The 933-nt window shown below is 71.1% G+C and carries 1 protein-coding gene and 1 pseudogene; both read left to right on the forward strand.

Translation table 11 applies throughout. From position 1 onward, the window contains the following. Positions 1-556 (forward strand): hypothetical protein (locus ACL02U_RS32880; protein WP_412794674.1); only part of this gene is annotated, 556 nt, incomplete at its 5' end. 63 nt (positions 557-619) lie between these two features. After that, positions 620-933, forward strand: a pseudogene (locus ACL02U_RS32885) (hypothetical protein); the annotation flags it as partial.

The following is a 933-nucleotide window of genomic DNA, read 5'->3' on the forward strand; positions in this document are numbered from 1 at the left end:
GGGAGACACCGCACCGGCCCCGAAGCCGACCACGACGACGGGCAGTCTGGTGTGCACGCCGGTCGCCACCAGCACCTGGCGGGACGGACACTGGCGGACCGACATCGGCTCCTCGACGTCGGCCGATACGTTCCAGGGCCGTTACTCGGGCAGCTCCTACGGCCGCAACAGCGGGTTCGCGTTCTACGGGAGCAAACCGGGCACGCTGTCCGGGGCGACCGTCACGAAGGCGACGCTCAAGCTCCGGCGGCTTACCTCGGGCGACTACGCGGCCCGCTCGCCGACGATGCGTCTGGTGGGCGAGTCGACGCGGCCGTCGTCGTATCCGACGCTGCACGAGTCGACGACCGGCCCGGCCCTCGGCGTATACGGCAAGGTCAGCCCCGGCGAGGCGACGTGGAGCATGCCCACGTCGTGGGGGCAGGCCCTCGTCGACGGCACCCGCGGCGGCATCGGCATCGTCATCAGCAGCGACTCCCCCTATATCCGGCTCGCCGGGCGCTCCTCCTGGTCGGCCGCTTGGACGCTGACCCTCTACTGGACCCGCACCGGCTGACCGACACCGTTCACCGGCCCCGCCTCTGCGGGGCGTTCGTTATGCCCGCAGGAGGCGCACAGCATGTCGCAGCAGACTGGCAAAGGGATCACCTATCCCGAGTCCACCGACCACACTCGCCTCTGGGAGTGGCTGCAGACTCTCGCCGAGAACGCCGACAGCGTCATCCCCGGCTCGGTGGATGTGCAGACGTTCACGGCGGACGGCACCTGGTCGAAACCGGCCGGGGCGATCTGGGTGGTTGTGGAGCTGATGGGCGGCGGTGGGGGCGCCGGCGGGTCCGCGTCCACGGGCAGCGCCCAGTCCGCCTGCTCCGGTGGCGGGGGCGGCGGCGAGTACGCGCGCGCCACGTTCGCGGCCTCTTCACTGAGTTTCAC

The organism is Streptomyces sp. MS06 (assembly GCF_047200655.1).
In the GTDB taxonomy this organism is placed as follows: domain Bacteria; phylum Actinomycetota; class Actinomycetes; order Streptomycetales; family Streptomycetaceae; genus Streptomyces.